Consider the following 21,899-nt stretch of genomic DNA (forward strand, 5'->3'; position numbering starts at 1 on the left):
ATGGAATCCACAGGACGGAACATCCTGTGTTCCAATATGATTTGCTATATTAACAATAATATAGATAGCCAAAAAAAATGGAGGTGAAATGATGCCAACTATTAACCAATTAGTGAGAAAAGGTAGAGAAACAGTAATTTACAAGACTGGTTCACCAGCCCTTAAGGAAGCTCCTCAGAAGAGAGGCGTATGTACTGTAGTTAAGACAACTACTCCTAAGAAGCCTAACTCAGCGCTTAGAAAAGTTGCGAGAGTAAGACTTGTTAACGGATTTGAAGTAACTGCATACATCGGCGGTGTAGGACATAACCTGCAGGAACATAGTGTTGTTCTGATCAGAGGTGGAAGAGTTAAGGATTTACCTGGTGTAAGATACCATATTGTAAGAGGTGCCTTAGACAGCGCTGGCGTTGCAGGAAGAATGCAGAGCCGTTCAAAGTATGGTGCTAAGAGACCAAAGGTCAAGAAGTAATTCAAGATTAACATAGTGCTATGTTTAGGATATATATTGGAAAATAGTAGGTTTTCATTCATATAGAATATACAGAGCGCTTTGCGGCAGGAATTGCCGAGTACCGATGAATTAATTTAATTAAGGAGGGAAGAAAAGTGCCAAGAAAAGGATATATTGCAAAAAGAGAAGTTCTCGCTGATCCTATCTACAACTCCAAAGTTGTTACTAAGCTTATTAACAGCGTTATGGAGGACGGTAAGAAGGGTGTAGCCCAGAAGATTGTTTATGAAGCATTCGGAATCATACAGGAGAAGACAGGAAAAGATCCTGTTACTGTATTTGAAGAAGCTATGACAAACATCATGCCACTGCTCGAAGTCAAGTCAAGAAGAATAGGTGGATCAAACTACCAGGTTCCAATTGAAGTAAGACCAGAGAGAAGACAGACATTGGGTATCAGATGGATGCTTCTGGCAGTAGATAAGAGATCTGAGAAGTATGCTAGAGAGAGATTAGCTGGAGAGCTGATGGATGCTGCAAACAACACAGGAACAGCTGTCAAGAAGAGAGAAGATACACATAGAATGGCAGAAGCTAATAAGGCGTTTGCTCATTACAGATATTAATTTTGAGCATAAAACTGTTTTAGCATAGCTGAAACAGTTTTATGCAATATAATCAAGAGAGGAGGAGTCCATGTGGCAAGAGAATTCCCTTTAGAAAAGTTTCGTAATATAGGGATTATGGCACATATCGACGCAGGTAAAACGACAACAACTGAGCGTATACTTTTCTATACAGGAAAGACTCATAAAATCGGTGAAACACATACAGGTGAATCACAGATGGACTGGATGGCTCAGGAAAAAGAAAGAGGTATAACAATCACTTCCGCTGCGACAACAGCAAACTGGAAGGGACACGTTATCAATATCATCGACACTCCAGGACACGTAGACTTCACTGTTGAAGTTGAACGTTCACTGAGAGTTCTTGACGGAGCAGTAACTGTTCTTGATGCCAAGAGCGGTGTTGAACCACAGACTGAAACCGTATGGAGACAGGCTGACAAATATGGAGTTCCTAGAATCGTATACATCAACAAGATGGATGCAACAGGAGCTGACTTCTTCAAGTCCGTTGAAACAATGATCGACAGACTGAAGTGCAACGCAGTTCCCATTCAGATTCCAATCGGATCCGAATCAGAATTCAAAGGTGTTGTTGACCTTGTAACTATGGAAGGAATCGTTCACCTTGATGATCTTGGAAAAGAAATCGAAGTCGGACCAATTCCAGAAGAAGTCAGGGCAAGAGCTGATGAATTCAGAGCTAAGCTAGTTGAAGCTGTTGCTGACCTTGATGAAGAGCTTACCATGAAGTATCTTGACGGTGAAGAAATCACTGTTGAAGAAATGAAGAGAGCACTCAGAAAAGGAACAATCAACAACGAAATCGTACCAGTAATCTGCGGATCTTCCTATAAGAACAAGGGTGTTCAGGAAATGATCGACGCTGCAGTAGACTATCTTCCATCCCCAGTAGACATCCCAGCAGTTGGTGGTGTTACTCCTGACGGTGAAGAAGCTTCAAGAGAAGCATCTGATGATGCTCCAATGTCTGCACTTGCATTCAAGATCGCAACTGACCCTTTCATCGGAAGACTTGCTTTCACAAGAATCTACTCCGGTGTCATGACTTCAGGCTCCTATGTAGTTAACTCTACAAAGGGCGGAAAGAAGGAAAGAGTCGGAAGACTTGTTAAGATGCATGCCAACCACAGACAGGAAATCGAAGAGCTTAGAGCCGGAGATATCGGTGCTGTTGTTGGTCTTAAGGATACTACAACAGGAGATACTCTATGTGTTGATACAGATCAGATTATCCTTGAACAGATGGTATTCCCAGAGCCAGTTATTTCTGTAGCCATCGAACCAAAGACCAAAGCCGGTCAGGAAAAGATGGGTATTGCGCTGGCGAAGCTTGCTGAAGAAGATCCAACCTTCAAGACATTTACCGACCAGGATACTGGACAGGTAATCATTGCTGGTATGGGAGAGCTTCATCTTGAAATCATCGTAGACAGACTTCAGAGAGAATTTAAAGTTGAGTGTAATGTCGGTGCACCTCAGGTTGCTTACAAGGAAACCATCAAGAGAGCTGTTAAGGCTGAAGGTAAATTTGTAAGACAGTCCGGTGGACGTGGACAGTACGGTCATGCTGTAATTGAACTGAGCCCACATGATGGAGATTATATCTTCGAAAACGGCATCGTCGGTGGTGTTGTTCCAAGAGAATATATTCCAGCAGTAGATCAGGGTATCAGAGAAGCATCACAGGCTGGTGTTATCGGTGGTTACCCAACCATCAACTTCAAGGCGAAGATTGTAGACGGATCATACCATGATGTCGACTCCAATGAAATGGCCTTCAAAATCGCTGGTTCTATGGCGTTCAAGAACGCTATGGCTAAGGCGGATCCAGTAATTCTTGAGCCTATGATGAAAGTTGAAGTCATCGTCCCAGAAGAATATATGGGAGATGTTATTGGTGACATCAACTCCAGAAGAGGTAGAATTGAAGGTATGAGCGATAGAGCAGGAGCTAAGGTTGTTGCATCATTCGTACCACTTTCAGAAATGTTCGGTTATGCTACTACACTGAGATCAAAAACTCAGGGTAGAGGAGTTTACTCAATGGAATTCGATCATTATGAGCCAGTTCCAAAGGGCATTCAGGAAGAAATAGCAGGCAAGAAGAACGCATAATAGAGATATTAAGGAGGAGAAAGAATAATGGCAAAAGCAAAATTCGAAAGAAGCAAGCCACATGTCAATATCGGAACCATCGGACACGTTGACCACGGCAAGACAACACTTACAGCAGCGATCACAACTGTATTATCACAGACTGGTGGAGCTACTGCAACAAAGTACGATCAGATCGACAAGGCACCTGAAGAGAAGGAAAGAGGTATTACAATCAATACTTCACACGTAGAGTATGAGACAGAAAACAGACATTATGCTCACGTGGACTGTCCAGGACATGCCGACTATGTCAAGAACATGATCACCGGAGCAGCACAGATGGACGGAGCAATCCTTGTTGTATCTGCAGCAGACGGTCCAATGCCACAGACAAGAGAGCATATCCTTCTTGCATCAAGAGTTGGAGTCAACTACATCGTTGTTTTCCTGAACAAGGCAGACATGGTGGACGATCCTGAACTTCTTGAGCTGGTAGAGATGGAAGTAAGAGAGCTTCTTTCAGAGTACGAGTTCCCAGGCGACGATACACCGATCATCGCAGGATCCGCACTTGAAGCGCTTGAAAACCCAACAGATCCTGAAAAGGCTAAGTGCATCCATGAGCTTATGGCTGCAATCGACAGCTACATCCCAACACCAGAAAGACAGACAGACAAGCCATTCCTTATGCCAGTAGAGGACGTCTTCACCATCACAGGTAGAGGAACAGTTGCTACAGGAAGAGTGGAAACTGGAGTACTTAAGGTAGGAGAAGAAGTTGAAATCGTAGGACTGTCCGAAGATTCCAGAAAGGTAGTATGTACAGGAGTAGAGATGTTCAGAAAGCTTCTTGATTCTGCACAGGCTGGAGACAACATCGGAGCACTTCTAAGAGGAATCCAGAGATCTGAAATCGAAAGAGGACAGGTTCTTGCTAAGCCAGGATCCGTTAAGCCACATACCAAGTTCGTAGGACAGGTATATGTACTTAAGAAGGAAGAAGGCGGAAGACATACACCATTCTTTGACGGTTACAGACCACAGTTCTACTTCAGAACTACAGACGTAACAGGAAACATCAAGCTTCCAGATGGAATGGAAATGGTAATGCCTGGGGATCATATCGACATGAACGTTGAGCTGATCACACCGATCGCTATGGACGAAGGACTGAGATTCGCTATCCGTGAGGGTGGTAGAACAGTCGGTTCAGGCGTAGTTACTACAATCAACGCATAATTGAATTTTAGGCCAGAGAGAGCAATCTCTCTGGCTTATTTTTTTGCTGTTTTTGGGGTTGTTACGCAATAGTGTGATCGGTTGTGGAACAGAGACGAGTCTGAAACAGCGTGCAAGCATTGATAAATAAAGAAGTTTCAATTTGGTGACAAAATGGAAAACCCTCTTTACAGCGTAACAATGTTATGCTAAACTTTGAGAAGAGTACAAAGTGAGATGGAGGGACGACTGATGACTGCACTACTTATTGAAGATAAAAAAGGGTTTATCCGGTATCTGATCGGATGTTTCATACTGCTATCGGAATTTCTGCTCACCAATTTCGCCATCGCAAATATTGCGGGGGTGGTCCAGACAGGGAATCTCTCAGATCTTATGCGATTCGGAATCTACGGTCTTCTTGCTTTCATTTATGCTGCTGCTGTATTCATCATCTCGAGGCTACTGCGAATCGGATTTATGAGAGATACGACTTTAAGAATCAGAAGACGCGCTTTTGAGAACATCATGACGAAATCAACAAGAGCGTTCAACGGGAAACTTAAAAATGAATATATTTCCAATCTTGTCAACGACATCAACACCTTCGAAGGTAAATACTTTCACGCACTCCTTAATCTGATTTTTGGTGCAGAGATCTACCTTGCGAGCCTCCTTATTCTTTTCTATCTCGAATGGGAACTTGCGGTAATCATGGTAGGGGTATCCCTTGTCATTTTTCTCATCAACCGTTCTTTTCAGAAGAAGACCATCAGAATGCAGGAGGACGTCCAGAAGAGTGGAGAAAGATTCACTGTGAATATCGCCAATACATTTTCAGGACTTGAAATCCTTAAGCTGAACCGGATTGAAGAGAGGTTTCTGACTGGCTCCATGCGGGAAACTGAGCTTCTTGAAAAAAGAAAGGCAGGGGTCAATATTTTCACTTTCTGGCAAGGAAGATTTTCAAACTTCCTAGGGTTCATTACTACAATCCTTATCCTTTATTTCATCATCAGTCGGCTGGAACCTGGATATGACCTTGCGAGAGTGATGTTTGTGATCTCGATGGCAAGTTCCACGATATGGCCGATTACGGAAATTATGCCCCTGTTCAATGTACTGAAATCCAACAGCACCATCATTGAGAATATTCTTCGAAACGATGAATCTTCAGAGCGAAATGAAGATCTGAAACCCTATGACTTCAAAGAATCCATTGAAGTGCGAGACCTTACCTTCTCCTATGGAGACCGCAGGATACTGACGAAAGGAAATCTGATCCTGGAAAAAGGAAAGAAATACCTTCTGAAAGGTTCCAGCGGCGCAGGTAAATCCACATTTATACAGCTGCTCTCGAAAGTCTACGAAGACTATGAAGGAGAAATCCTCATCGACGGAAGAGATCTCAGAGAAATATCCGAAGAAAGTTTCAATCGGCATGTGAGCTTCATCTATCAGGATGTGTTTCTTTTTGAAGACACCATTCGAAGCAATATCTGTCTTTACAAGAAATACGAGGAATCTGAAATCGAAAAGGCGGTGAAAGGGTCCGGGCTTGATCCTCTTCTTTCGAAGAAAGAGAAAGGAATGGAAGAGTTCATTGAAGAAAATGGGAAGAATCTTTCAGGAGGGGAGAGACAGAGAATCTCCATTGCCCGAGCGATCATCAGAAATCCGCAGATTCTGTTTGCGGATGAGGTCACATCTGCTTTGGATGAATCTCTGGGCAGACTTGTCGAAGAGACGATCCTCTCACTGGACACTACGGTAATTGCCATCTCCCATAGGTTCTATCCAGGAGTTACCGAAAAATACGATGCGGTCATCGAAATCAGAAATGGTGGTCTTTACCTGAAGAGCATGAAGGAATATTTGAAGGAGGTGCAGGTTCTTGAAGAAAATATATAATAGAACACTGATTCTCCTTGCAGGTACGCTTCTTATCGGGGCATTCGCAAAAGGTGTCGGCGGTTATATGTCGCTTCTTATGAGAGATCTTGTTGACTCCTCTTTCCTTCCGGGAATGCCGGGATTTAAAGATATTGCACTCAGGATGGTTGTATTTGCCCTCGTGCTCTTTCTTCTTGAGACGCTGCTGTCATTCGCCAAAGGATTTTACCGTAAGAAAACCAATGTGAACATGAAAATGTACTATCTGGAAAAGATATTCAAGAAGAATATCAATGAGTTCAACAAAGACAGCAATTCGAAGTATGTTTCCCATATGATGAGTGATCTGAATACAGTGGACCTTGATTTTATCGATGGAATCTTTGAACTGGCACTTGCGGTGATTTCTTTTGTCATCACCATCGTCATCATCGGAGGAGTGAGCATCGAACTCCTGATCATCGTACTTGCGGTGGGAATTCTTGTCGGCTTTCTTTCCAGCGTACTCTCAAAGCCTATTCAGAAGCTGTACGAAGAGAGAAGCGGATTGTATGATCAATACACTCATTATCTTCAGGAAGTGCTATCCGCTTTCCGGATCATCCGTGTAAACAGTCTTTATCCAAGGGTTGAAAAGCAGTTTACCGGAAGAAGCGAGAAACTTCAGGAGAAAAGTTATGAAATCGAAAAGAAATCCACCTATATCTATGCGGTGCAGAATTTCATGATCAATTTTGTGGTTCTTTTTGTTATGGCACTTTCTGTATACTATGCGGTACTGGGAAAGATCACCTTTGGCGGTGTGATTCTCATTCTGAACAACTTCTCCTCTCTCATCGGTCCTTTCCAGAGAGCCAGTGAGCTGCTGCCCAAGATTTTCAGTACGAAAGCCCTCTTTAGGGTTCTGGACGCTTCTCTGCTCAACCAGGAACTTTTTGAAGAGGATGAAGAACTTGAGGAATTCAAGGATGGTATTTCTTTCAAAGATGTTTCCTTCTCGTACGGGGAGAATCGGGTTCTGGAAACTCTCAACCTGTCTCTCAGGAAAAACGGAAAGTATCTTATTATCGGCCCAAGCGGTGGCGGAAAGTCGACTTTCCTGAAACTTCTGAGAAAATATTTCCATCCACAGTCAGGTGGAATATATGTTGATGGGCTTCCGCTGTCCAAGATAACAAAGGAAAGTTATTTCAGGCATCTTTCCAATGTCGAGCAGAACGTGTTTATGTTCGATGATACGGTCAGAAACAACCTGACTCTGCTGAAGGATATACCAGAAGAGAATATAGAAGAAGCAATCAGGCGTTCTGGACTTCAGAAATTTGTTGAAGGTCTGCCTAAAGGACTTGAAACGGTCATTGAAGACAATGGTAGAAACATATCCGGCGGTGAGCGTTCAAGAATTGCCATTGCAAGAGCGCTGCTCAATGAATCAGAAATACTGATTCTGGATGAAGCGTTTCAGAGTCTTGATTATGAAACGGCCAGAGCCATTGAGCGAACGATTCTTGATCTTCCTGAACTTACGGTGGTCAATGTCAGTCACATTATGATTCCTGAGAACAAAGGCGCATATGATGCGCTGCTCTATGTGGATCAGAAAAAGATTGAACGAATTCCTCTGGCAGAGACTTCATGATAGAGGAAATGGCAGTCTCTTTCGCCAGATGTTGAAAATCATGCCCATACTATAAGCAGTTAGCCGGATTTATCCGGCTTTTCTTGTTGATATCGTATATATGAAAAAAAGTTACAAAAAGCGATAATTTTGTTTGCTATGGTGAAACAAAATCAGTATAATAATAAGGATGTTCATTTTAAGGATGTGCTATTTAACAAAATAGTTCAGAATTTAATTGAACGGGGAACTATAATATAGTATAATGTTATAGTTACAGCGAACAGCGATGATTCAAGAGGTTGCTGGACTAAACAGGTAATTCTTGAGGAGCATGTCAGGTCACGAACCCGGCGAGGGTACTCTGACTGTGTATTGGTGCGGACTCTATGCATGAAACACCCGGAGCAGTTTACGGATACCCGCTGTTGTGCGAAAGAAGTATAACGTACAAAGAAAGAAGGAGGTAACAAAATGGCAAAACAGAAGATCAGAATCAGACTAAAGGCTTTTGATCACAGCGTGCTTGATGCATCAGCTGAAAGAATTGTTGAGACTGCAAAGTCTTCAGGGGCAAAGGTTGTAGGACCAGTTCCACTACCAACTGAGAAGGAAATCATCACAATTCTTAGAGCAGTACATAAGTACAAGGATTCAAGAGAACAGTTTGAGATCAGAACACACAAGAGACTAATCGACATCGTTAACCCATCACCAAAGACTGTTGATGCGCTAATGAGATTAGATCTGCCAGCTGGTGTTGATATCGAAATTAAGCTGTAAGAATAGTTTATAGATAACTCTATGAACTGTTATGACCGCACGATTGTGTGCGATCCGCTAATAAGTTTGGAGGTAAAAAAATGAAAAAAGCAATTATGGGTACCAAAATTGGTATGACCCAGATATTCGATGAAAATGGAAAAATTGTTCCAGTAACAGTCGTTGAAGCTATGCCTAACGTAGTCGTTCAGATCAAGTCAGCTGACAAAGATGGATACGATGCAATTCAGGTTGGTTATGGCGAAATCAGAGAGAAGCTTGTAAACAAGCCAAGACAGGGTCAGTTCAAGAAGGCCGGTGTTGGAGTGAAGAGACTTCTTAAGGAATTCAGACTTGAAGAGATCACTCAGGAAGTTGGATCAGAAATCAAGGTTGACATTTTCGAAGCTGGTGAAAAGATCGACGTTTCAGGACTTTCAAAAGGTAAAGGATTTGCTGGTGTAATCAAGAAGTGGAACTTCAGCAGAGGACCAATGTCTCACGGATCAAAATTCCATAGATCAGTTGGTTCCATGGGAGCTTCATCCTCACCATCCAGAACATTCAAGAACAAGAAGATGCCTGGAAGAATGGGACATGTTAATACAACAGTTTTAAACCTGGAAATAGTTAAAGTAATGCCGGAGAAGAATGTAATTCTGATTAAGGGTGGAATACCTGGACCAAACAAGAGTGTGGTTGTCATCAGAAATTCAGTCAAGGCATAAATCTTAAGGGAAAGGAGGATACAAAATGCCTACAGTAGGATTATTCAATATTGAAGGAACCAAGGTTGGAGATCTTTCTCTAAATGAGAATGTATTCAACGTTGAAGTTAATAAAGCAGTACTGCACCAAGTAGTTGTAGCACAGCTTGCTAATAAGAGACAGGGAACACAGTCTGCAAAGACCAGAGCTGAGGTCAGAGGTGGTGGAATCAAGCCATGGAGACAGAAGGGAACAGGTCGTGCTAGACAGGGATCCATCAGATCACCACAATGGGCTGGCGGTGGTATCGTATTTGCGCCAAAGCCAAGAGACTACAGAATGTCACTTCCTAAGAGTATGAGAAGAGTGGCTATGAAGTCTGCACTTACTGCTAAAGTTTTAGAGAATGAAATGATCGTTCTTGAAAGCCTGGAGTTTGATGCACCAAAGACTAAGGATATGGTAACTATGCTTAAAGCATTCGATGTGACAAAAGCACTTATCATCACCGCAGAGTCAAACAACAACGTATACAAGTCAGGAAGAAATGTTGAAGGAATTCAGGTTATGCCTGTAAACAACATCAACGTATATGATCTTCTGAAGTATACAAATCTTATCATCACTAAGGATGCAGTATCTAAGCTTGAGGAGGTGTACGCATAATGAAAAAGTTAACAGTATTTGATATCATAAGAAAGCCTGTTATCACTGAGAAGTCCATGGCTGCCATGGCTGAAAAGAAGTACACATTTTTAGTACATCCGGAAGCGAACAAAGTTGAGATCAAGAAAGCTGTCGAAGAAGTATTCGGAGTACAGGTTGAAGATGTCAAGACAATGAATTCCCTAGGAAAAGTCAAGAGAATGGGTGTTCATATCGGTAAGAGATCCGACACAAAGAAAGCTATCGTTACATTAAAAGCAGATAGCAAGACCATCGAGTTCTTTGACAACATGAACTAAGAACTGAAGATGAGTCCATTATTGGTTTCTTAAACCAGATAATATAATTAAGGAGGAAAGTTTAATATGGCTATTAAGGGTTACAAACCAACCACCCCTTCAAGAAGAAATATGACTGTCAACGCGTTCGTTGAATTAACAACAGACAAGCCAGAAAAGTCACTTCTTGTAAGCAAGAACAGAACCGGTGGTAGAAATGCCCAGGGTAAGATCACTGTTAGACATCGTGGTGGCGGTGCTAAGAGAAAATATAGAATCATTGACTTCAAGAGAAATAAGGATGGTATTCCAGCAAGAGTTGCTACAATCGAATATGATCCAAACAGATCAGCGTTCATCGCGCTTGTTGTTTATGCAGATGGTGAAAAGAGATACATCCTTGCTCCTCTGGGAATCAAGGTAGGCGATGTTCTGGTATCCGGTAAGGATGCAGATATCAAGCCTGGTAACACACTTCCTATGCAGAACATTCCAGTTGGTACATTCATTCACAATATCGAACTTGCAGCAGGCAAGGGCGGCCAGATGGTAAGATCCGCTGGTACATCCGCTCAGCTTATGGCTAAGGAAGGTAACTACGCAACACTCAGACTGCCTTCAGGCGAAATGAGATACGTAAGAATCGAATGTAGAGCGACTATCGGTACTGTTTCAAATCAGACTCACGAAATCATCAAGATTGGTAAGGCTGGTAGAAAGAGACATATGGGTATTAGACCTACAGTCAGAGGTTCCGTAATGAACCCTGTTGACCATCCACACGGTGGTGGTGAAGGTAAGTCTCCAATAGGAAGACCTGCACCAGTTACTCCATGGGGTAAGCCAGCACTTGGATACAAGACAAGAAAGAACAAGAAGTATTCAGATAGACTTATCATCAAGGGAAGAACAAAGTAGGAAGATAACTCTTCCTTTTCTGGAAGAGCTCTTCTACTAACTTATAATTTCCGAAGGGAGGAAAATAAACGTGAGTAGATCAGTAAAAAAGGGACCTTTCGTACAAGAAGGTCTTATGAAGAAGATAAATGAAATGAACAAGGCTAAGGAAAAGAAAGTAATTAAGACTTGGTCAAGAAGCTCAACAATTTTTCCAGAAATGATTGGGCATACCATCGCAGTTCATGACGGAAGAAAGCATGTTCCAGTATATATCTCAGAAGATATGGTTGGACATAAGCTTGGTGAGTTCGCACTAACAAGAACTTACAGAGGACATGTAAGCGAGAAAAAGTCAAAGATGAGATAATTTTATCGTAATCGAAAGGAGGATCATTAATGGAAGCTAGAGCTATTAACAAGTATGTAAGAATGTCACCATTAAAGGTAAGAATCGTTCTTGACCTAATAAGAGATAAGAACGTGATCGACGCTATGGCAATTCTTGAGCATACACAGAAGGACGCCGCTGTCGTAATCAACAAAGTGTTGAAGTCAGCAGTAGCCAATGCAGAAAACAATCTTGAATTAGATAGAGATTCCCTTTATGTATCTGAAGCTTACTGTGGCCCAGGACCAACTCTTAAGAGATTCCAGCCGCATGCACAAGGAAGAGCATTCAGCATCATGAAGAGAACTACACATATCACTGTTGTGGTAAAAGAAAGAGCTTAAGAAAAGGAGGTAATTAAATAGTGGGACAGAAAGTAAATCCACACGGACTCAGAGTTGGTGTAATTAAAGACTGGAACGCAAGATGGTATGCAGATAAGAAAACTTTTGCAGCAAACATCGTTGAAGACCAGAAGATCAGAGAATTCTTAAAGAAGAGACTTTTCAATGCTGGTATTTCACAGGTTGAAATCGAAAGAGCAGCGAAGAGAGTTAAGATAAATATCCATACCGCAAAGCCAGGAGTGGTAATCGGTAGAGGTGGATCAGGTATTGATGCACTGAAGAAAGAAATGTTGCCTCTAGTTGACGGCAAGACTCTTTTACTTAACATCGTAGAAGTTAGGTATGTTGACGGAGATGCTCAGCTTATGGCTGAAAGTATTGCAGCTCAGCTTGAAAAGAGAATTTCATTCAGAAGAGCAATGAAGCAGACAATCCAGAGAGCCATGAGAACAACTGGCGTTAAGGGTGTCAAGACCATGTGTGCTGGTAGACTTGGCGGTGCAGAAATCGCTAGAAGCGAAACATACCGTGAAGGAACAATTCCGCTGCAGACACTAAGAGCGGACATTCAGTACGGTTTCGCAGAAGCCAATACCACTTATGGTAAGATCGGAGTAAAGGTTTGGGTCTATAAGGGTGAAGTACTTCCAGTTAAGAAGACTAAGGAAGTTGCAAACGCTTAAAAGTATAGACTAAGAAAGGAGGAATTCGTCATGTTAATGCCTAAGAGAGTTAAGCGTCGTAAGGTTCAAAAGGGCAGAATGAAAGGAAAAGCTACCCGAGGTAATTTCCTTGCCTATGGAGATTTTGGAATACAGGCTACTGAATGCGGATGGATCACATCCAACCAGATAGAAGCTGCCAGAATTGCGATTAACAGATATATTAAAAGAGGAGGAAAACTCTGGATTAAGATTTTCCCCGATAAGCCAATAACAGAAAAGCCAGCTGAAGTTAGAATGGGATCCGGTAAGGGTTCAGTTGAATACTGGGTGGCAGTTGTTAAACCTGGAAGAGTACTGTTTGAACTTTCAGGAGTTGACGAAGAGAAGGCAAGAGAAGCTATGAGACTTGCTCAGCATAAGCTTCCAATTTCCACTAAATTCGTCACAAGAAGAGATTTTGAAGAAATGGGTGGTGAAGAATAATGAAGGCTAAAGAGTTAAAGAACTTAAGATCCGGTAGCTCCGAAGATCTTTCAGCAAAGCTTCATGATCTCAAGGAAGAACTTTTCAACCTAAGATTCCAGCTCGCTACTGGTCAGTTGGAAAACCCTATGAGAATTAAAGAAGTAAGAAAGTCCATCGCTCAGATAAAAACCATCATTAGAGAAGAAGAGATTAAGGCTGTTAGCAATTAATCTGTGAAAGGAGGTCAACTATATGGAGAGAAATAACAGAAAAACCAGAGTAGGCGTAGTCACATCCGACAAGATGGAAAAAACCATCGTTGTTGCGGTTAAGACTAAGGTAAGACATCCGCTCTATGGTAAAACAATGAACAGAACGATGAAGTATAAGGTTCATGATGAAAATAATGAAGCTAAGTTCAATGATACAGTAATGATTATGGAAACAAGACCTTTATCTAAGGATAAGAGATGGAGACTTGTGGAGATAATTGAAAAGGCTAAGTAGCATATATAGCTGAAAGGAGGTAAATCATGATTCAACAGCAGACATTGCTAAAAGTTGCAGATAATTCTGGAGCTAAGGTGATCATGTGTATAAAGGTGCTCGGCGGAACAAGAAGAAGATATGCCAGAGTAGGAGATATAATCGTTGCTAGCGTTAAGAGTGCAACACCAGGCGGAGTTGTTAAAAAGGGTGAAGTCATCAAAGCCGTTGTTGTAAGAACCGTTAAGGAATCAAAGAGACCAGACGGAACATACATCAGATTTGATGAAAACGCAGCAGTAATCATAAAAGACGATAAAAACCCAAGAGGTACCCGTATTTTCGGGCCAGTTGCAAGAGAACTTAGAGACAAAGACAGTTTCTCTAAAATACTTTCTCTAGCACCTGAAGTTCTTTAGAAGGAGAGGTGGCTAAGAGATGAAAATACATGTTAAGAAGAATGATAAAGTTATGGTAGTTTCAGGTAAGGACAAGGGTAAAGTATCCGAAGTCGTTGCTGTATTACCTAAAGTTGGTAAAGTGCTTGTAAGAGACGTAAACATGGTCAAGAAGCACAAGAAACCAAGCAAGACAAACATGCAAGGCGGAATCATTGAGACGGAAGCTCCAATATTCAGCTCCAAGGTTATGCTTTACTGTGACAAGTGCAAGGCTGTAACAAGAATTGCAAAGAAGATCACAGAAGACGGAACAAAAGTTAGGGTCTGCAAGAAGTGCGACACCGTACTTTAGTAAATATTGAAAGGAGGACCACTGATGATTCCAAGATTACAGGAAGTTTATAATGATAAAGTCATTCCACAGATGATGGAGAAATTTTCATACAAGAATGTTATGGAAGTTCCAAGACTTGAAAAGATCGTAATTAATATGGGTGTTGGTAAGGCTAAGGAAAATGCAAAGATTCTTGAATCTGCTGTAGCTGACCTTACACTTATCGCTGGCCAGAAGCCGGTAGTGACTAAGGCTAAGAAGTCTGTCGCTAACTTTAAATTAAGAGAAGATATGCCAATTGGATGCAAGGTTACTTTAAGAAAGGCACAAATGTTCCAATTCGCCGACAAGCTGATCAACATCGCTCTACCAAGAGTAAGAGACTTTAGAGGAGTATCCGACAAGTCATTTGACGGAAGAGGAAACTACTCAATCGGTATCAAAGAACAGCTTATATTCCCTGAGATTGAGTATGACAAAATCGATTCAATCAGAGGAATGGATATCGTATTCGTAACAACAGCGAAGACAGATGAAGAAGCACGAGAACTGTTAAGGTTCCTCGGAATGCCATTTGCTCAATAATAAGGAGGGAATATCGTGGCACGTAAGGCTATAATAGAAAAATGGAAAAAAGATCCTAAATATCCAACACAGGCTTATACCAGATGTAACTTATGCGGAAGACCTCATTCAGTACTGAAGAAGTATGGTATCTGCAGAATATGTTTCAGAGAACTTGCATACAAGGGAGAAATTCCTGGTGTCAAGAAGGCAAGCTGGTAAACTTTAATTAGTGAAAGGAGGCAATTAAATGGTTATGACTGATCCTATAGCAGACCTTTTAACGAGAGTTAGAAATGCGAATTCTGCTAGACATGAAGTTGTTGAAGTACCATCTTCTAAAGTAAAGAAGGCGGTTGCAAATATATTACTTGAAGAAGGATACGTAAAGGGAATTGAGGAGTACAACGATGGTGTAGTTCCAATGATGAGAATCGCCCTGAAGTATGGTAGCAACAAAGAAAAAGTTATCACTGGACTGAAGAGAATATCTAAGCCAGGCCTTAGAGTATACTGTAAAGCTGAAGAAGTTCCAAAGGTATTAAACGGTCTTGGTGTTGCTGTAATATCAACATCTAAGGGTGTATTAGCCGATAGAGAAGCAAGAAAGCTTGGACTAGGTGGAGAAGTAATCTGCTACATTTGGTAGTCATTTGATTACTATCTTAATTAACAGGAGGTTAGATGAATGTCAAGAATTGGTAAAATGCCAATAGCAATTCCTGCCGGAGTAACCTTTAATGTAACACCAGAAAATGTTGTAACAGTAAAAGGACCTAAGGGCACACTGGAAAAAGCTATGCACAAGAATATCACAATAAACGTTGAAGATGGTCAGATCAATGTGACCAGACCAAACGACGAAAAAGAGAACAGAGCACTTCACGGACTCGTGAGATCTCTGGTAAACAATATGGTTATTGGAGTTTCCGAAGGATATCAGAAGACTCTTGAACTGGTTGGTGTTGGTTATAGAGCACAACTCCAGGGAAAGAAGCTTGTTATGAACCTAGGCTACTCACATCCGGTTGAATTTGATGCCATCGACGGTATCGATTTCGAAATCGTAAGCCCAACCAAGCTGATCGTAAGAGGTATCGACAAGGAACTTGTTGGTGATGTCTCAGCTGACATCAGAGCCTGGAGAAAGCCAGAGCCATACAAGGGCAAGGGTATCAAGTACGAAGGCGAAGTTATAAGACGTAAGGTTGGTAAGACTGGTAAGTAGAAATAAGAAAGGAGTGAAGCTTAATGTTTAAAAAGGAAGATAAGAGAGCGAATCGTGTAAGACGTCACGCCAGAGTTCGTAAGAAGATCAGCGGAACGACTGAAAGACCAAGACTTTCTGTTTACAGAAGTGAAAAGAATATATATGCTCAAATCATCGATGATGTTAACGGAGTAACACTTGTTTCTGCTTCATCAGTTGATAAGGATTTTGATGGAGTTGGAAGCAATAAGGACGCTGCCGTTAAGGTTGGAGTTCTAGTTGCAAAGAAGGCACTAGATAAGGGCATCAAGGCAGTAGTATTCGACAGAGGTGGATATATCTACCACGGAAGAATTGAAGCCCTAGCCCAAGCAGCAAGAGAAGCTGGACTAGAATTCTAAGAAGGAGGAAATAATAGTGAAGATAGATCCTAGCACACTAGACCTAAAAGAAAAAGTTGTAAATATAGGTAGAGTTACTAAAGTTGTTAAGGGTGGTAGAAATTTCAGATTCGCAGCTCTAGTAGTTGTCGGAGATGAAAACGGCCACGTTGGAGTCGGTATGGGTAAGTCCATCGAAATTCCAGAAGCGATCAGAAAAGGCGTCGAAGATGCCAAGAAGAACCTGGTTGCAGTTAAGATCGACGGAACCACTGTTCCTCATCAGATCGACGGTATTTTCGGTACAGGCCAGGTTGTAATCATGCCTGCTGCTGAAGGTACAGGAATCATCGCTGGTGGACCAGCCAGAGTAGTGCTTGAGCTTGCAGGATTCAAAGATGTAAGAGCAAAGTCACTTGGATCAAACAACCCAAGCAATATGGTAAAAGCTACAATCAACGGACTTTCAAGCCTTAGAACTGCAGAAGAAATCGCTGCACTAAGAGGAAAGTCTGTAGAAGAAATAAGAGGATAGGAGGGGTTTAACTTGTCTAAAATTAAGGTAACACTGAAGAAGAGCTTAATTGGAAGAAAGAAGGACCATATCGCTACAGCCAATGCACTTGGACTGAAAAAGATTGGCAAGTCTATGGAACATAATGATACTCCTCAAATTAGAGGTATGATTAAGAAGGTTGAATATCTTCTGCTTATAGAAGAAGCGTAAAAGAAAGAGGAGGTGTAAAGAATATGAAACTTCATGAGTTAAAGCCAGTTGCTGGTAGCAGAAAGGCTCAAAAGAGAGTTGGTAGAGGTACCGGTTCAGGTCTGGGAAAGACTTCAGGTAAGGGACAAAAGGGACAGAATTCAAGATCCGGTGGTGGAACAAAGCCAGGATTTGAAGGTGGACAGATGCCACTTTACAGAAGACTTCCTAAGAGAGGTTTTACCAATATTTTTGCTAAACATATCGTAGAGGTTAACGTTGAAAGACTTAATATCTTCGAAGACGGCACAGAAGTAACAGAAGCACTGCTGAAGGAAAGAGGCGTTGTTTCCAAGATCCTTGACGGAGTCAAGATCCTTGGTAATGGAGAGCTGACAAAGTCCCTGACAGTTAAAGTTAGTAAATACTCAAAGTCAGCACAGGAAAAGATAGAGGCTGCCGGAGGAAAAGTTGAGGTGATTTAATGTTACAGACGTTGAAGAATGCTTGGAAACTACCAGATTTGAGAAAAAGAATACTTTTCACAGTATTTATCGTTTTCATATTCAGACTGGGAAACTTTATTGCTGTCCCCAATATCAATACGGACGCATTACAAGATCTTGCAAATTCACAGACACTGGTCGGCTTTTATGATCTGATCTCCGGTGGAGCGTTTAGCAGCTTTAGCATATTTGCTATGGGTGTTACACCTTACATTAATGCATCGATCATCATGCAGCTGATGAATGTAATAATCCCCAAACTAGAACAACTTTCAAAAGAAGGACAGGAAGGAAGAGCAAAGATACAGAACTACACAAAGTATCTTGCTGTAGTCATTGGTATAGTACAGGCTTACGGTACTTATGTACTGATCTATAATGCCGGTGCTGTAGAAAAGGATACATTCCTGAACACAGTCCTCATTGTCATGACACTACTTGCAGCATCCATGTTCCTGATATGGCTCGGAGACAGAATTACGGAGAAGGGAATCGGTAACGGTGTATCCGTTCTGATTTTCATCAATATCGTATCACGTATCCCTATGATGGCTACTCAGGTAGGCGTCCTGTACTCAGGCGGATCTGTAGATATCGTCAGTTTAGTACTGTTTATACTTGCTATGGTGGCACTGTTTGTTGGTACTGTTGCCTTCTCCCTCGGAGAAAGAAGGATTCCAGTTCAGTATTCAGGAAGAGTATCTGGAGCAAAGCAGATCAAAGGTCAGTCTTCACATATTCCAGTCAGCATCAGCTCAGCATGCGTAATCGCAATCATCTTTGCAATGTCCGTAATGCAGTTTCCAGCGACACTGGCAGAGTTTTTCAGAAGCTCCAAAGTGCTCACCTGGCTGACTACAAGTAACTGGAGCGTCTTCAAGGTAAATTCTATCGGATATGCAGTAATGTATGTTGTCTTAGTTATCGCCTTTGCAGTGTTCTACACACAGATTACGATGAAACCCGAAGAAATGGCTGAAAATATGGCCAAATCAGGTGGGTACGTTGCAGGAATAAGACCAGGCGTTGCGACAGCAAAATACCTGGAAAGAATCCTTACCAAAGTGGCAATAATCGGCGGTATTTTCGCAGCACTTATTGCAGTCTTCCCGATCGTTCTTGAAGGATATACACCATTTAAAGGTCTTGCCTTTGGTGGTACCGTAATCTTCATCATGGCCGGTGTTGCACTGGATACAATGAGACAGCTTGAATCACAGCTTGTTATGAGACACTATAAGGGATTCCTGAAATAGTAAAATTATTTGGAGATGATACCGTTGAGAATTATTTTATTGGGTCCTCCTGGTGCCGGAAAAGGCACTCAGGCACAGTCGATCAGCAACAAGTATGTCATTCCTCATATTTCTACTGGAGACATCTTCAGAAAGAACATTACGGAAGGTACAGAACTTGGAATATTGGCCAAAAGTTATATGGATAAGGGACTCCTCGTTCCAGACAATGTAACCATCAACCTAGTAAAGAGCAGACTGAAAGAACAAGACACCAAGAATGGATTTTTGCTTGACGGATTTCCAAGAACCATAAATCAGGCCGAAGTCTTGGAAGAGCTTTTGGCAGAGGATCATGAAGCCATAGAAGTGGCACTGCTCATCAAGGTTCCCAGAGAGTTTATTATCAAGAGGATGACCGGCAGAAGGGTTTGCCCCAGCTGCGGTGCCTCCTATCATCTGGAGTTCAATCCACCGATGATCAAAGGTATCTGTGATGACTGCGGATCGAAACTGATCCAGAGAAAAGACGATACCAAGGAAACGGTACAGGAAAGACTTGAGATCTATGATTTCCAGACTTCACCCCTTATAGATTACTATGAACGAAAAGGAATCCTTAAGGCAGTGGATGGAACAAAGGCGATCAATGAAGTCTTTGAGGAAATCATCGGAATATTAGGAGACAACAAATGATCATAATCAAAAACGAGAGGGAAATCGAGCTCATGAAGGCAGCCGGAAGGCTGGTCGGAGAAACCCTGAATCTCATGGAAAAAACTGTTAGACCAGGGATTTCGACATTGGCACTGGACAAAATCTGTGAAGAATTTATAATGAAACATGGAGCAATTCCATCTTTCAAGAATTACAACGGATTTCCGGGTTCCATATGTGCTTCTGTTAATGAGGTGGTTGTGCATGGCATACCCAGTAAGGATATCATTCTTAAAGAAGGGGACATCATAACCGTTGACTGCGGTGCATTACTGAACGGATATCATGGTGATGCTGCCAGAACCTTTAAGGTCGGTAAAGTCAGCGAAGAAGCGGAGAGACTCATAAGAATTACTGAAGAGAGCTTTTTCAAGGGCGTAGAACAGGCACGAGTCGACCAGAGACTGGGCGACATATCAAGTGCCATACAAGAACACTTGGAATCGAACGGTCTGAGTGTAGTTAGAGATTTCACCGGTCACGGTATCGGGAGAGACCTCCATGAAGGTCCAAGTATTCCTAACTATGGCGTAGCACATAAGGGTCCAAAGCTTAGGGCAGGTATGGCACTAGCCATCGAACCCATGGCTAATCTTGGTACTTATCATGTAAAAGTACTGGAAGACAACTGGACAGCTGTAACACGAGACGGTAAACTGTCTGCTCAGTATGAAAACACGGTAATTATTACAGAGGATGGACCTGTGATCACGACACTTGTTTAAACGGGAGTTGAGTAATTGGACAAAGATTTGATCGGACTGATTGTAAAATCAAAAAAAGGCAGAGACAGCGGGAAGTACTACATCATTGAGAAGGGCATCGACCCCTATTTTGTAGCCTTGATTGACGGAAAGAAGTTTGATTTTAAAAGACAGAAAAGAAAAAGCAAAAAACATCTTTGTATTATTACAAAAGCAGAGGATGAAATAATTCAGGGAATTATCCATCAAGAGGAACAATGCTTAAAAAATATATTCGAGCGTCTGACGCTTGAGGCAAAGGAGGTATGATTACCTTATGTCAAAAGAAGATGTTATAGAGATGCAGGGTGTGGTCAAAGAATCACTTCCCAACGCACAATTTGTGGTGGAACTGGAAAGCGGTCACGTCATAAATGCACATCTCTCAGGAAAGTTAAGAATGAACTTTATCAGAATTCTTCCAGGGGACAGAGTGACTCTTGAATTGAGTCCATACGACCTGTCAAAGGGACGTATAACCTGGAGAGCAAAGTAATTAAGGAGGGTTAGCGAGATGAAAGTTAGACCATCAGTTAAGCCTATTTGCGAAAAGTGCAAAGTCATTAAGAGAAAAGGTAGGGTTATGGTCATTTGTGAAAACCCTAAGCACAAGCAAAAGCAGGGCTAATAATAAGTAAATTTTTTCAAATTATACCAGGAGGTGTAGAGTTTAATGGCAAGAATATCAGGTGTTGACCTGCCAAAGGCAAAAAGAGTTGAAGTAGGTCTTACATACATTTATGGCATCGGTTTATCTACTGCAAAGAACATCCTCAAGGAAACAGGTGTCAATGGTGACATCAGAGTAAAGGATCTTTCAGAAGAAGACGTTAATGCAATCAGAGAGTACATCGTTAAGAATATCAAGGTCGAAGGTGACCTTAGAAGAGAAATCGCTCTTAACATCAAGAGACTCGTTGAAATTGGATGCTACAGAGGAATCAGACACAGAAAGGGTCTTCCTGTAAGAGGACAAAAGACTAAGACTAATGCTAGAACAAGAAAGGGTCCTAAGAAGACCATAGCAAACAAGAAGAAGTAAGGAGGGAAGACAATGGCAGCAGCTAAGAATACAAAAAGAGTAGTAAGAAGAAGAAGAGAAAGAAAGAACATTGAACATGGGCAAGCTCATATTCAGTCAACTTTCAACAATTCAATCATTACCATCACAGATGCAGCAGGTAACGCTCTTTCCTGGTCAAGCTCAGGATCACTAGGATTCAGAGGTTCAAGAAAGAGTACTCCATATGCTTCACAGATGGCGGCAGAAACAGCAGCTAAGGCAGCCATGGAGCACGGCTTAAAGAGTGTTGAAGTTTACGTTAAGGGACCTGGTTCAGGTAGAGAAGCAGCTATCAGATCACTGCAGGCTGCAGGACTTGAAGTTACACTTATCAAGGATGTCACACCAATCCCACATAACGGATGCAGACCTCCAAAGAGAAGAAGAGTATAATTTAAGTTCTAAGTTACCTGGACGACAGATCTGGGACCTTAAGAATCAG

At 41.8% G+C, this 21,899-nt stretch carries 35 protein-coding genes; all 35 read left to right on the forward strand.

What is annotated here, in order from left to right; genetic code table 11:
• The first annotated feature begins 91 nt into the window (after nt 1-91).
• The 35 genes from rpsL to rpsK all read left to right on the forward strand — a co-directional run bounded on the left by rpsL (nt 92) and on the right by rpsK (nt 21,850).
• Entirely contained in the window at nt 92-472 is a 381-nt protein-coding gene (gene rpsL, locus RTX25_RS03135; RefSeq protein WP_312650384.1) for a 30S ribosomal protein S12, read from the forward strand.
• Nucleotides 473-609: 137 nt separating this feature from the next.
• Entirely contained in the window at nt 610-1,080 is a 471-nt protein-coding gene (rpsG, locus tag RTX25_RS03140) for a 30S ribosomal protein S7 (protein WP_312650387.1), read from the forward strand.
• A gap of 72 nt (nt 1,081-1,152) precedes the next feature.
• The gene (gene fusA, locus RTX25_RS03145) at nt 1,153-3,222 is read left to right on the forward strand and encodes an elongation factor G (RefSeq protein ID WP_312650390.1); all 2,070 of its coding nucleotides are present in this window, start codon (nt 1,153-1,155) and stop codon (nt 3,220-3,222) included.
• Between the two features lie 27 nt (nt 3,223-3,249).
• Complete coding sequence (gene tuf / locus RTX25_RS03150) at nt 3,250-4,443, forward strand: elongation factor Tu (protein WP_312650351.1); 1,194 nt, start codon at nt 3,250-3,252, stop codon at nt 4,441-4,443.
• A 231-nt stretch (nt 4,444-4,674) separates the two neighbouring features.
• Nucleotides 4,675-6,333: an ABC transporter ATP-binding protein gene (locus tag RTX25_RS03155; protein WP_312650393.1), complete on the forward strand. Its 1,659-nt coding sequence runs from the start codon at nt 4,675-4,677 to the stop codon at nt 6,331-6,333.
• On the forward strand, nt 6,317-7,954 hold the full coding sequence (locus RTX25_RS03160; protein ID WP_312650395.1) for an ABC transporter ATP-binding protein: 1,638 nt from the start codon (nt 6,317-6,319) through the stop codon (nt 7,952-7,954). The genes RTX25_RS03155 and RTX25_RS03160 overlap by 17 nt, the downstream gene beginning before the upstream one ends.
• Before the next feature lie 453 nt (nt 7,955-8,407).
• Nucleotides 8,408-8,716, forward strand: coding sequence for a 30S ribosomal protein S10 (rpsJ, locus tag RTX25_RS03165; protein WP_207599305.1), 309 nt, complete (start codon nt 8,408-8,410; stop codon nt 8,714-8,716).
• Nucleotides 8,717-8,796: 80 nt separating this feature from the next.
• Nucleotides 8,797-9,423 (forward strand): 50S ribosomal protein L3, encoded by a 627-nt coding sequence (rplC, locus tag RTX25_RS03170; RefSeq protein WP_312650404.1) that lies wholly within the window; start codon nt 8,797-8,799, stop codon nt 9,421-9,423.
• Nucleotides 9,424-9,448: 25 nt separating this feature from the next.
• Nucleotides 9,449-10,069: a 50S ribosomal protein L4 gene (gene rplD / locus RTX25_RS03175; RefSeq protein ID WP_312650407.1), complete on the forward strand. Its 621-nt coding sequence runs from the start codon at nt 9,449-9,451 to the stop codon at nt 10,067-10,069.
• A complete protein-coding gene (gene rplW, locus RTX25_RS03180) occupies nt 10,069-10,368 on the forward strand; it encodes a 50S ribosomal protein L23 (protein ID WP_312650410.1) in 300 nt (99 codons plus the stop codon). The genes rplD and rplW overlap by 1 nt, the downstream gene beginning before the upstream one ends.
• 66 nt (nt 10,369-10,434) lie before the next feature.
• Nucleotides 10,435-11,265 carry a 50S ribosomal protein L2 gene (rplB, locus tag RTX25_RS03185; protein WP_312650413.1) on the forward strand — a complete coding sequence of 277 codons (831 nt, stop codon included), beginning with the start codon at nt 10,435-10,437 and terminating at the stop codon, nt 11,263-11,265.
• A 70-nt stretch (nt 11,266-11,335) separates the two neighbouring features.
• On the forward strand, nt 11,336-11,614 hold the full coding sequence (rpsS, locus tag RTX25_RS03190; protein ID WP_312650415.1) for a 30S ribosomal protein S19: 279 nt from the start codon (nt 11,336-11,338) through the stop codon (nt 11,612-11,614).
• 29 nt (nt 11,615-11,643) lie between these two features.
• On the forward strand, nt 11,644-11,979 hold the full coding sequence (gene rplV, locus RTX25_RS03195) for a 50S ribosomal protein L22 (protein WP_312650418.1): 336 nt from the start codon (nt 11,644-11,646) through the stop codon (nt 11,977-11,979).
• Nucleotides 11,980-11,999: 20 nt separating this feature from the next.
• Nucleotides 12,000-12,665 carry a 30S ribosomal protein S3 gene (gene rpsC, locus RTX25_RS03200; protein WP_312650421.1) on the forward strand — a complete coding sequence of 222 codons (666 nt, stop codon included), beginning with the start codon at nt 12,000-12,002 and terminating at the stop codon, nt 12,663-12,665.
• 30 nt (nt 12,666-12,695) lie between these two features.
• Nucleotides 12,696-13,130: a 50S ribosomal protein L16 gene (gene rplP / locus RTX25_RS03205; protein WP_312650423.1), complete on the forward strand. Its 435-nt coding sequence runs from the start codon at nt 12,696-12,698 to the stop codon at nt 13,128-13,130.
• Nucleotides 13,130-13,342 (forward strand): 50S ribosomal protein L29, encoded by a 213-nt coding sequence (rpmC, locus tag RTX25_RS03210; protein ID WP_312650426.1) that lies wholly within the window; start codon nt 13,130-13,132, stop codon nt 13,340-13,342. The genes rplP and rpmC overlap by 1 nt, the downstream gene beginning before the upstream one ends.
• Before the next feature lie 22 nt (nt 13,343-13,364).
• Nucleotides 13,365-13,619 carry a 30S ribosomal protein S17 gene (gene rpsQ, locus RTX25_RS03215; RefSeq protein ID WP_312650428.1) on the forward strand — a complete coding sequence of 85 codons (255 nt, stop codon included), beginning with the start codon at nt 13,365-13,367 and terminating at the stop codon, nt 13,617-13,619.
• 26 nt (nt 13,620-13,645) lie between these two features.
• Nucleotides 13,646-14,017, forward strand: a complete 372-nt coding sequence (rplN, locus tag RTX25_RS03220) for a 50S ribosomal protein L14 (protein ID WP_312650430.1) — start codon at nt 13,646-13,648, stop codon at nt 14,015-14,017.
• A 19-nt stretch (nt 14,018-14,036) separates the two neighbouring features.
• A complete protein-coding gene (gene rplX, locus RTX25_RS03225) occupies nt 14,037-14,351 on the forward strand; it encodes a 50S ribosomal protein L24 (RefSeq protein WP_312650432.1) in 315 nt (104 codons plus the stop codon).
• A 24-nt stretch (nt 14,352-14,375) separates the two neighbouring features.
• The gene (gene rplE, locus RTX25_RS03230) at nt 14,376-14,918 is read left to right on the forward strand and encodes a 50S ribosomal protein L5 (RefSeq protein WP_312650434.1); all 543 of its coding nucleotides are present in this window, start codon (nt 14,376-14,378) and stop codon (nt 14,916-14,918) included.
• A 15-nt stretch (nt 14,919-14,933) separates the two neighbouring features.
• Nucleotides 14,934-15,119, forward strand: a complete 186-nt coding sequence (locus RTX25_RS03235) for a type Z 30S ribosomal protein S14 (protein ID WP_207599291.1) — start codon at nt 14,934-14,936, stop codon at nt 15,117-15,119.
• Between the two features lie 28 nt (nt 15,120-15,147).
• On the forward strand, nt 15,148-15,546 hold the full coding sequence (rpsH, locus tag RTX25_RS03240) for a 30S ribosomal protein S8 (protein WP_312650437.1): 399 nt from the start codon (nt 15,148-15,150) through the stop codon (nt 15,544-15,546).
• A gap of 39 nt (nt 15,547-15,585) precedes the next feature.
• Nucleotides 15,586-16,125, forward strand: a complete 540-nt coding sequence (rplF, locus tag RTX25_RS03245; RefSeq protein ID WP_312650439.1) for a 50S ribosomal protein L6 — start codon at nt 15,586-15,588, stop codon at nt 16,123-16,125.
• Between the two features lie 23 nt (nt 16,126-16,148).
• Complete coding sequence (gene rplR, locus RTX25_RS03250; protein WP_312650442.1) at nt 16,149-16,508, forward strand: 50S ribosomal protein L18; 360 nt, start codon at nt 16,149-16,151, stop codon at nt 16,506-16,508.
• Nucleotides 16,509-16,524: 16 nt separating this feature from the next.
• A complete protein-coding gene (gene rpsE, locus RTX25_RS03255; RefSeq protein WP_312650444.1) occupies nt 16,525-17,022 on the forward strand; it encodes a 30S ribosomal protein S5 in 498 nt (165 codons plus the stop codon).
• Between the two features lie 12 nt (nt 17,023-17,034).
• Entirely contained in the window at nt 17,035-17,214 is a 180-nt protein-coding gene (gene rpmD / locus RTX25_RS03260) for a 50S ribosomal protein L30 (RefSeq protein ID WP_312650449.1), read from the forward strand.
• 23 nt (nt 17,215-17,237) lie between these two features.
• Nucleotides 17,238-17,678: a 50S ribosomal protein L15 gene (gene rplO / locus RTX25_RS03265; protein ID WP_312650452.1), complete on the forward strand. Its 441-nt coding sequence runs from the start codon at nt 17,238-17,240 to the stop codon at nt 17,676-17,678.
• Nucleotides 17,678-18,955 (forward strand): preprotein translocase subunit SecY, encoded by a 1,278-nt coding sequence (gene secY, locus RTX25_RS03270; protein WP_312650455.1) that lies wholly within the window; start codon nt 17,678-17,680, stop codon nt 18,953-18,955. The genes rplO and secY overlap by 1 nt, the downstream gene beginning before the upstream one ends.
• Nucleotides 18,956-18,979: 24 nt before the next feature.
• Nucleotides 18,980-19,630, forward strand: a complete 651-nt coding sequence (locus RTX25_RS03275; RefSeq protein ID WP_312650457.1) for an adenylate kinase — start codon at nt 18,980-18,982, stop codon at nt 19,628-19,630.
• Nucleotides 19,627-20,376: a type I methionyl aminopeptidase gene (gene map, locus RTX25_RS03280; protein WP_312650460.1), complete on the forward strand. Its 750-nt coding sequence runs from the start codon at nt 19,627-19,629 to the stop codon at nt 20,374-20,376. The genes RTX25_RS03275 and map overlap by 4 nt, the downstream gene beginning before the upstream one ends.
• Before the next feature lie 15 nt (nt 20,377-20,391).
• Complete coding sequence (locus RTX25_RS03285; RefSeq protein WP_312650463.1) at nt 20,392-20,664, forward strand: RNA-binding protein; 273 nt, start codon at nt 20,392-20,394, stop codon at nt 20,662-20,664.
• Nucleotides 20,665-20,671: 7 nt separating this feature from the next.
• Entirely contained in the window at nt 20,672-20,890 is a 219-nt protein-coding gene (gene infA, locus RTX25_RS03290; RefSeq protein ID WP_312650465.1) for a translation initiation factor IF-1, read from the forward strand.
• 18 nt (nt 20,891-20,908) lie between these two features.
• Nucleotides 20,909-21,022: a 50S ribosomal protein L36 gene (gene rpmJ / locus RTX25_RS03295; protein WP_003373491.1), complete on the forward strand. Its 114-nt coding sequence runs from the start codon at nt 20,909-20,911 to the stop codon at nt 21,020-21,022.
• A gap of 45 nt (nt 21,023-21,067) precedes the next feature.
• Entirely contained in the window at nt 21,068-21,436 is a 369-nt protein-coding gene (gene rpsM / locus RTX25_RS03300; RefSeq protein ID WP_312650468.1) for a 30S ribosomal protein S13, read from the forward strand.
• A 12-nt stretch (nt 21,437-21,448) separates the two neighbouring features.
• Entirely contained in the window at nt 21,449-21,850 is a 402-nt protein-coding gene (gene rpsK / locus RTX25_RS03305; RefSeq protein ID WP_312650470.1) for a 30S ribosomal protein S11, read from the forward strand.
• Nucleotides 21,851-21,899 lie beyond the last annotated feature (49 nt).

The sequence above is a fragment of the Proteiniclasticum sp. genome, from assembly GCF_032054185.1.
In the GTDB taxonomy this organism is placed as follows: Bacteria; Bacillota; Clostridia; order Clostridiales; family Clostridiaceae; genus Proteiniclasticum.

Coding starts and splice junctions, on each gene's coding strand:
- tuf (WP_312650351.1), top strand. CDS start 3,250: ATGGCAAAAGCAAAATTCGAAAGAAGCAAGCCACATGTCAATATCGGA.
- rplR (WP_312650442.1), top strand. CDS start 16,149: ATGTTTAAAAAGGAAGATAAGAGAGCGAATCGTGTAAGACGTCACGCC.
- rplX (WP_312650432.1), top strand. CDS start 14,037: ATGAAAATACATGTTAAGAAGAATGATAAAGTTATGGTAGTTTCAGGT.
- rplV (WP_312650418.1), top strand. CDS start 11,644: ATGGAAGCTAGAGCTATTAACAAGTATGTAAGAATGTCACCATTAAAG.
- rpsK (WP_312650470.1), top strand. CDS start 21,449: ATGGCAGCAGCTAAGAATACAAAAAGAGTAGTAAGAAGAAGAAGAGAA.
- infA (WP_312650465.1), top strand. CDS start 20,672: ATGTCAAAAGAAGATGTTATAGAGATGCAGGGTGTGGTCAAAGAATCA.
- rplW (WP_312650410.1), top strand. CDS start 10,069: ATGAAAAAGTTAACAGTATTTGATATCATAAGAAAGCCTGTTATCACT.
- rpsM (WP_312650468.1), top strand. CDS start 21,068: ATGGCAAGAATATCAGGTGTTGACCTGCCAAAGGCAAAAAGAGTTGAA.
- rplO (WP_312650452.1), top strand. CDS start 17,238: ATGAAACTTCATGAGTTAAAGCCAGTTGCTGGTAGCAGAAAGGCTCAA.
- rpsQ (WP_312650428.1), top strand. CDS start 13,365: ATGGAGAGAAATAACAGAAAAACCAGAGTAGGCGTAGTCACATCCGAC.
- rpsL (WP_312650384.1), top strand. CDS start 92: ATGCCAACTATTAACCAATTAGTGAGAAAAGGTAGAGAAACAGTAATT.
- rpmJ (WP_003373491.1), top strand. CDS start 20,909: ATGAAAGTTAGACCATCAGTTAAGCCTATTTGCGAAAAGTGCAAAGTC.
- rplC (WP_312650404.1), top strand. CDS start 8,797: ATGAAAAAAGCAATTATGGGTACCAAAATTGGTATGACCCAGATATTC.
- map (WP_312650460.1), top strand. CDS start 19,627: ATGATCATAATCAAAAACGAGAGGGAAATCGAGCTCATGAAGGCAGCC.
- rplF (WP_312650439.1), top strand. CDS start 15,586: ATGTCAAGAATTGGTAAAATGCCAATAGCAATTCCTGCCGGAGTAACC.
- rpmC (WP_312650426.1), top strand. CDS start 13,130: ATGAAGGCTAAAGAGTTAAAGAACTTAAGATCCGGTAGCTCCGAAGAT.
- rplB (WP_312650413.1), top strand. CDS start 10,435: ATGGCTATTAAGGGTTACAAACCAACCACCCCTTCAAGAAGAAATATG.
- secY (WP_312650455.1), top strand. CDS start 17,678: ATGTTACAGACGTTGAAGAATGCTTGGAAACTACCAGATTTGAGAAAA.
- rplD (WP_312650407.1), top strand. CDS start 9,449: ATGCCTACAGTAGGATTATTCAATATTGAAGGAACCAAGGTTGGAGAT.
- rpsJ (WP_207599305.1), top strand. CDS start 8,408: ATGGCAAAACAGAAGATCAGAATCAGACTAAAGGCTTTTGATCACAGC.
- rplP (WP_312650423.1), top strand. CDS start 12,696: ATGTTAATGCCTAAGAGAGTTAAGCGTCGTAAGGTTCAAAAGGGCAGA.
- rpsH (WP_312650437.1), top strand. CDS start 15,148: ATGGTTATGACTGATCCTATAGCAGACCTTTTAACGAGAGTTAGAAAT.
- RTX25_RS03155 (WP_312650393.1), top strand. CDS start 4,675: ATGACTGCACTACTTATTGAAGATAAAAAAGGGTTTATCCGGTATCTG.
- rplE (WP_312650434.1), top strand. CDS start 14,376: ATGATTCCAAGATTACAGGAAGTTTATAATGATAAAGTCATTCCACAG.
- rplN (WP_312650430.1), top strand. CDS start 13,646: ATGATTCAACAGCAGACATTGCTAAAAGTTGCAGATAATTCTGGAGCT.